The organism is Amycolatopsis sp. NPDC059021 (assembly GCF_042739895.1).
In the GTDB taxonomy this organism is placed as follows: domain Bacteria; phylum Actinomycetota; class Actinomycetes; order Mycobacteriales; family Pseudonocardiaceae; genus Amycolatopsis.
Window position 1 is genome coordinate 42,297 of the sequence record NZ_JBHYIQ010000005.1, and the last position, 7,067, is coordinate 49,363.

Below are 7,067 nucleotides of genomic sequence, written 5' to 3' on the forward strand. Positions count from 1 at the left end.
GCCGTTGCCTGTGAGGAATACAGCACCCGGGCAACGGGAAGCCGAAATGGACAAATAGGCGGACGACGTCGTTTCACGAAATTCGCGGCGTACGCGGCGCGGCCTTTCCGTGCGTTTTCCCGGTGCTCGCGGCGGCGTGGCAGGCGCCGAGGCCTTCAGCCCGCGCGACGATCCTGCCGTCTTCGACACGGACGGCGGCTTCGGTCGCGTCGCTGACCGCGGGCACTCCGGCCGCCGCGGCGATGGCGCCGGTGGGGTCGTACACGACGCGCAACCGCGGCCAGTGCGCGGGCAGGAAGGCCTGACGCAGGCAGCCGACCAGTTCGGCGAGGGCGAGCCGGGCCAGTGGCATCAGCTCGGCGGGCTCGCCGGAGACCAGCACCGCGGTGACCTCGGCCCCCGGCGGGGCGGCGCGCACGGCCGCTTCGACGGCGGAAAGCCGGTGCAGCCCGAGAATCGCCACCACACCGTCGTCGGTGAGCGAGACGCTCTCGCCGCGCACGGCGTCCACAGTGGACGGCGGGCTCCACGGGCCGTTCGCCGGCTGCGCCGGGGGGACGACGGGCGGGGGAGCCCACCAGTCGCTCAGTTCGAGGTTCGCCAGCTGCTCGCAGGCGCTGACCACGTCGAAGGGTTCGAGAAATCCGGGTGCGGCGGCGGACAGCTGGCTCGCGCCCTGCAACGTCGTCAGCACCATCTCGGCGACCCGCACCAGACGCGCGGGCGGGGCGCCGGGCGGCACTTCCGGCGGGCGGACGCGTTCGAGCGCGAGGCTGAGCAGCAGCGCGTCGAGCTTCATCAGCTGGGTGAACGGCCGCCGGGTCTGCTCGTCGGCGAGCACCTCGGGGAGCACGTCGACATCGAGGCGGGCCGTCGGGGCCTCGGCGAGCGGCAGCCGGGCGACCCAGGCCCGTGCGAACGCGCCGAGCGCGTCGTGGGCTGTCCGGCCGCGTTCGGCGTGCGGCTGTTCGGGTGACCGCTCGGCGTCCTCGGCCAGGACGGCGAAGTACAGCGCGCGCTTGCCGGGGAAGTTGGAGTAGACGACGCCGCGGGTGAACCCGGCTCGTTCGGCGATGCGGTCGACCTTGGCCTCGCGGAAGCCGCGTTCGGCGAACTCGTCGCGCGCCGCGGCGAGCACCTTGGCGCGGTTGCGCTCCTGCAGCTCCGCCCTGCTGAGCCGGTTCATCGTCCTCCTCGATCGGGGCCGTTTGCCGTCCGTCCCGAAGCAAGATACCTTGACCATCGAGATGCTAGGAACATCTGATGAGAACATCCGAACTGGAGGAGCCATGACCGGCGCCGCGCTGCCCGAGATCGACGTGTCCGACGCGCAAGTGCTGCTCGACCCGTTCGCCGCGTACCGGGAGGCCAGGGAACGCGCGCCGCTGGCGCGGCTGCTGGTCCCCGGCATGGGCGAGATGTGGGCGGTCACCCGCCACGAGGAGGCCAGGGCGATGCTCGGCGACGCGCGGTTCGAGCTGAACTCCGGCAGCTACCTGACCCCGCCCGGCATCCCGGAGGACTGCAAGGCCTACCTGCGGACGATGCAGGAGAAGGACGGACCGGAGCACACCCGGCTGCGCGGGCTGGTGGCGCCGGCGTTCACGGCTCGCCGTGCCCTCGCCTTCCGGCCGAAGATGGAGCGGATCGTCGAGGCCCTGCTCGACACCCTGCCGGTGAGCGGACCGGTGGATCTGCTGCGGGACTTCGCGAAGCCGTTGCCGATGGACGTGATCTGCGAGCTGGTCGGCGTCCCGGCCGCCGACCGTCCACAGTGGAGAGAATACGGTTCGATGGTCGCCTCGGGCTTCGGCAAGGGATTCGTCGAGGCGATCCCCGCGATCATGGCAGGCGCCAAGGCCGTCGTGGCGGAGCGGCGGAGGGAACCGGCCGACGACCTGGTGTCGGAGCTGATCGGGGTCCAGGCCGAGGATGGGGACCGGTTGAGTGACGTCGAGCTGGTCACCCTGGTCTGGCACCTTGTCCTCGCGGGACAGACCCCGGCGAACCTCATCGCCAACGGCGTCGTGGCGCTCTTCGAGCACCCGGAGCAGCTCGCCGCGCTGCGGGCCGACGACGGCCTAGCGCCGGGTGCGGTCGACGAACTGATGCGCTGGTGCGGCCCGCAACTGCTGACCACGCCGCGGTTTCCCGCCGAGGACGTCGAGTTCGGCGGGACGGTGATTCCCCGTGGCACGGCGGTGACCGCGGCCATCGTGTCCGCGAACCGGGATCCGCGGGTGTTCGCCGATCCCGACCGGCTGGACATCACCAGGGCGGGCGCGGCTGCGCACCTCGGCTTCGCGTACGGGCCGCACTTCTGTCTCGCCGCGGCGCTGGCCAGGGTGCAGGCCGAGGTGGCGCTCACCGGGCTGTTCCGGCGCTTTCCGAAGCTGGCACCGGAGGGAGAGCCGCACCGTACGCCGGACCCGGGGACCTGGCGGCTGGGGGCACTGCCGGTGACGCTCTGAAGAGGATCGGCTCCTCCCGTCGTTCGTAGGGTTCCGAGGGGCGGCGGGGGAGTCGTAGGGTGCGCACCGTGGATCTTGTCCGGGGGAAAGAGACCGCTTGCCGGGCCGGCCGGTATTCGCGGCGATTTCGCCGCCGGTGCTCGTGAAAGGTGTGGAAATGAATTCCCAGAGGGTCGTGTCCGGGGTCGTGGGTGCGGGAATGGCGTTGTCCGGTGTGCTGGCCGCGGCACCGACGGCCGTGGCGGGGGAGCACGAGGCGGCGGCGTGGGAAAGCGGGCTGCCGAGCTACGAACAGTGGCAGGCGGACGTGCGGAAGGTGATGGACCCGGCGATCCCGTACCTGAACGACCGCGTCGCCCAGGGCGGGAAGAAACTCGCGATCGTGCTGGACATCGACAACACGTCGCTGGAGACCGAATACCACCGGGGCGCGCCGAACAAGCCGGTGCTCGCCTTCGCCAAGGCCGCCGCGGACAAGGGCGTGTCGGTGCTGATCGCCACCGCCCGCAAGGAAAGCGGCAAATCGGGTGCCCTTTCCGAGCTGAAGAAGGCCGGGTACCCGGCCATCACGGAAATCTGCCTGAAGCAGGACGAAAGCCACGCCGTGGACGTGAAGATCCGGTGCCGCAAGGAGTTCGTCTCCGAGGGCTACACGCTGATCGCGAATGTCGGCAACCGGCCGGGAGACCTGGAGTACAAGAACTACGAGCGCGGGTTCAAGCTGCCCGACTACGACGGCCGGCTGTCCTGAGCGCTGCCGCTGCGGGCCGGCTTGCTTGGTGGGTGCGCACTCGGTCAGGGTGATCCGCCGGCCAGCTCGCGCAGTACTCCGACCAGCGAGGCCACCGTGGGACGGCTTTGCGCGGAGGCCCGCACGATCACCACGATGTGCCGCTCGAACGTCTCGGTCAGCGGCACGACGTCGATCCGGGAGGGCCGCAGCCGCAGCATCAGCTCGGTGACCGGGCAGACCCCGACCCCGGCCACGACCAGTGCGAGGGAGGCGGCGGTGTCGGTGACCTCGTGGTGCACCGCGGGTTCCACCCCGGCGCGGCGGCAGACCGTGCGGATCGCGCGGCCGTAGTGGCTGTGCGCGCCGGGCAGGATCCAGCTCAGTGACCCGGTGTCGGCGAGACCGATCCGCTCCCGCCCGGCGAGCGTGCCTTGCGGGACCGCGAGGGAAAACCGTTCGCGGTAAAGGCGATCCAGGCGCAGCACCGGATCACGCGGGATCGGCGTGTCCGGGTAGTCGAGCCCGAGCGCGAGGTCGACGCCGCCGGAGGCGACCGCGTCGTAGACCTCGTCCACGTCCATGTCCCGGCTTCGCACGGTCAGCGCGGGATGGCGCCGGGCGACCCCGGCCAGCGCGACCGGCAGGATCTCCGCGGCCGCCGTGGCGAACAGGCCGATCTCCAGTTCCCCGGCGATCACGCCCCTGGTCTGTTCGAGTGCCGCGACGGCCTCGGCCTCGACCGCGAGCAGGCGTTCGGCGTGCCCGGCGAACGCGGCCCCGGCGTCGGTCAGCTCGACCCGGCGGCCGACCCGGCGCAGCAACGGCACGCCCGCCGCCCGCTCCAGCGCGCTGAGCTGCTGGGACACGCCACCGGGTGTGTAGCCGAGTGCCTGCGCGACCGCGGTGACGGTGCCCCGGCGGGCCAGCTCCACCAGCGAGCGCATCTGCACACTCGTCCACTCCATATAGCGAAGCTAATAGATCGAGCGCAGAAACTGTGAGTAGACGTCAACGGTCGATGGCGGGCACGATCGGCCACAGCGCGATCGGAAGGGGGACGCCGTTGCCGGTTCCAGCCGTTCCGCCGAGCGCCTCCGTCGTGATCATCGGCGGGGGCGTGATCGGCACCAGCATCGCTTTCCACCTCGCCGAAGCCGGAGCCGGCGACGTCGTCCTCCTCGAACGCGCCGAGCTGGGCTCGGGCTCGACGTGCAAGGCCGCCGGCGGGGTGCGCGCGCAGTTCTCCGACGAGCTCAACATCCAGCTCGGCGCCCGCAGCCTGGAGGCCTTCACGAGGTTCGGGCAGCGGCCGGGGCAGGAGATCGACCTGCACCGCGTCGGCTATCTGTTCCTTCTGTCCACTTCGGACGATGTCGCGGCCTTCGAACGGGATGTCGCGCTGCAGAACGAACTCGGCGTCACCAGCCGGATGATCGACGTCGAGGAGGCGCGGCGGCTCTCGCCGCTGATCGACACCGGCGGCCTGCTCGGCGCCGCGTTCTCCCCGGACGACGGGCACTGCACGCCGGAGTCGGTGGTACTCGGGTACGCGACGGCGGCGCGGCGGCTCGGCGCGACACTGCTGACCGGGACGTCGGTGCTCGACATCGAAACCGAGGGCGACGAGGCGAGAACGGTGGTCACCGACTGCGGGCGGATCCGGGCGGGCACGGTGATCTGCGCGGCGGGCGCGTGGTCGGCCGCGATCGGCGAACTGGCGGGCGTCGCACTGCCGGTGACCCCGGTACGGCGGCAGGTGCTGTTCAGCGAGCCGATGCCGGAGCTGCCCGAAGCGGTCCCGTTTACCATCGACTTCGCGTCCTCGTTCTACTTCCACCGCGAGGGGCGCGGTCTGCTGCTCGGGATGTCCGATCCGGAAGAGGAGCCCGGGTTCCGGCTCGGCTACTCCGACGACTGGCTGCCGCGGTTCGGCGCGGCCATGGCGCGCCGCGCGCCCGCGCTGGCCGACGTCGGGCTGCGGCCGGGCTGGGCAGGGCTGTACGAGGTCACCCCCGATCACAACGCGCTCATCGGCCGGGCCGCGAGCCCGTCGAACTTCCTTTACGCCACCGGGTTTTCCGGGCACGGCTTCCTCCAGGCACCCGCTGTCGGCGAGGTGCTGCGCGACCTGTGCCTCGGCAGGGAGCCGTTCCTGGACGTCGGCCCGCTGAGCGCGTCCCGCTTCGCCGGGGGCGCGCGGACCCGGCCCGAAGCCCATATCGTCTGAACGAGGAGCGTCGCTCCGGAAGGGAAACCCATGCCTGCCACCACTTTGCCGAGCACCGCCGAACTGCGGGACCGGGCACGCGCCGCACTGGAGCGGGTCGGTGTCACTCTCGTCGAAGGGGACGGCTTCGCCGCGCGGACGCCGATCACCGGCGAGGACCTGTTCGGGCTGAAGGCGACTACCGCCGAGGAGACCGACGACGCCGTCGCCGCGGCGGCCGAGGCGTTCCGGACCTGGCGGACCACTCCCGCGCCGGCGCGCGGCGAGCTGGTCCGGCGGCTGGGTGACCTGCTGCGCGAGCACAAGAGAGAATTGGCCGACCTGATCACGATCGAGGCGGGCAAGATCCGGTCCGAAGCGCTCGGCGAGGTCCAGGAGATGATCGACATCTGCGACTTCGCGCTCGGCCTGTCCCGTCAGCTCTACGGCCGCACGATCGCGTCGGAGCGGCCAGGACACCGGCTCACCGAGACGTGGCATCCGCTGGGCGTCGTCGGCGTGATCTCGGCGTTCAACTTCCCGGCGGCGGTGTGGTCGTGGAACACCGCGATCGCCCTGGTGTGCGGGGACACCGTGGTGTGGAAGCCGTCCGAGCTGACCCCGTTGATCTCGCTGGCGTCGTCCCGGCTGCTGGAGCGGGCCGCCGAGGACACCGGTGCGCCGCGGGACGTGCACCGGCTGCTGCTCGGCGACCGCGCTCTCGGCGAGCGTCTCGTCGACGATTCCCGTGTCGCCTTGGTCAGCGCCACCGGTTCGACGCGGATGGGCCGGGAGGTCGGGCCGCGGGTCGCGGCCCGGTTCGGGCGGTCGCTGCTGGAACTCGGCGGGAACAACGCCACGATCGTCGCGCCATCGGCCGATCTCGACCTCGTGACCCACGGTGTCGTCTTCGCCGCCGCGGGCACCGCCGGACAGCGGTGTACCACGCTGCGCCGGCTGATCGTCCATCACGACGTCGCCGAAGAGCTGGTGTCCCGGCTGGCCACGGCGTACGAAAAGCTGCCCATCGGCAACCCGTTCGACGACACCACGCTCGTCGGCCCGCTGATCTCCGTCCAGGCGCACGAGAAAATGCGTGACGCGCTTTCGCGGGCGCAGGCCGAAAACGGCGAGGTTCTCGCCGGAGGCAAGCGGCGGCTCGCGGACGTCGCGCCGGACGCCGCCTACGTCGAACCGGCGATCGTGCGGGTGCCCGGCCAGACCAGCGTCGTCCGCGAGGAGACCTTCGCGCCGATCCTGTATGTCCTGACCTACGACACGTTCGAAGAGGCGATCGCGCTCCACAACGACGTCCCACAGGGGTTGTCGTCGTCGATCTTCACCCGGGACCAGCAGGAGGCCGAGCGTTTCCTCGCCTCGGACGGTTCCGACTGCGGCATCGCGAACGTCAACATCGGGACCTCGGGCGCGGAGATCGGCGGGGCGTTCGGCGGGGAGAAGGAAACCGGCGGTGGCCGCGAATCCGGCTCCGACGCCTGGCGGGCGTACATGCGCCGGGCGACCAACACGGTGAACTACTCGGGGGGCCTGACCCTGGCGCAGAACGTCAGCTTCCTGTAGCGACGTGGGGGGGGTGGGGGGGTTGTGGGCGGGGGGGGCGGGGGCGAGCGCGGGGGGGGGGGGGGGGGGGACCGCC

Annotated in this window: 6 protein-coding genes; 4 read left to right on the forward strand and 2 right to left on the reverse strand. The window is 71.5% G+C overall.

Annotated elements, in window-relative coordinates:
• Positions 1-73 precede the first annotated feature (73 nt).
• Positions 74-1,186: a TetR/AcrR family transcriptional regulator gene (locus ACFWX1_RS04010; protein WP_378383570.1), complete on the reverse strand. Its 1,113-nt coding sequence runs from the start codon at positions 1,184-1,186 to the stop codon at positions 74-76.
• Positions 1,187-1,289: 103 nt separating this feature from the next.
• On the opposite strand from ACFWX1_RS04010, the gene ACFWX1_RS04015 reads away from it, so the two are divergent.
• On the forward strand, positions 1,290-2,471 hold the full coding sequence (locus tag ACFWX1_RS04015; protein WP_378383572.1) for a cytochrome P450: 1,182 nt from the start codon (positions 1,290-1,292) through the stop codon (positions 2,469-2,471).
• 157 nt (positions 2,472-2,628) lie between these two features.
• Positions 2,629-3,222: an HAD family acid phosphatase gene (locus tag ACFWX1_RS04020; protein ID WP_378383574.1), complete on the forward strand. Its 594-nt coding sequence runs from the start codon at positions 2,629-2,631 to the stop codon at positions 3,220-3,222.
• 44 nt (positions 3,223-3,266) lie between these two features.
• On the opposite strand, the gene ACFWX1_RS04025 is transcribed toward ACFWX1_RS04020, so the two are convergent.
• Complete coding sequence (locus ACFWX1_RS04025; RefSeq protein WP_378383576.1) at positions 3,267-4,169, reverse strand: LysR family transcriptional regulator; 903 nt, start codon at positions 4,167-4,169, stop codon at positions 3,267-3,269.
• 98 nt (positions 4,170-4,267) lie between these two features.
• Between ACFWX1_RS04025 and ACFWX1_RS04030 the strand changes: the two genes are divergently transcribed.
• The gene (locus ACFWX1_RS04030) at positions 4,268-5,431 is read left to right on the forward strand and encodes an NAD(P)/FAD-dependent oxidoreductase (protein ID WP_378383578.1); all 1,164 of its coding nucleotides are present in this window, start codon (positions 4,268-4,270) and stop codon (positions 5,429-5,431) included.
• A 30-nt stretch (positions 5,432-5,461) separates the two neighbouring features.
• The gene (locus tag ACFWX1_RS04035; RefSeq protein WP_378383580.1) at positions 5,462-6,991 is read left to right on the forward strand and encodes an aldehyde dehydrogenase family protein; all 1,530 of its coding nucleotides are present in this window, start codon (positions 5,462-5,464) and stop codon (positions 6,989-6,991) included.
• Positions 6,992-7,067 lie beyond the last annotated feature (76 nt).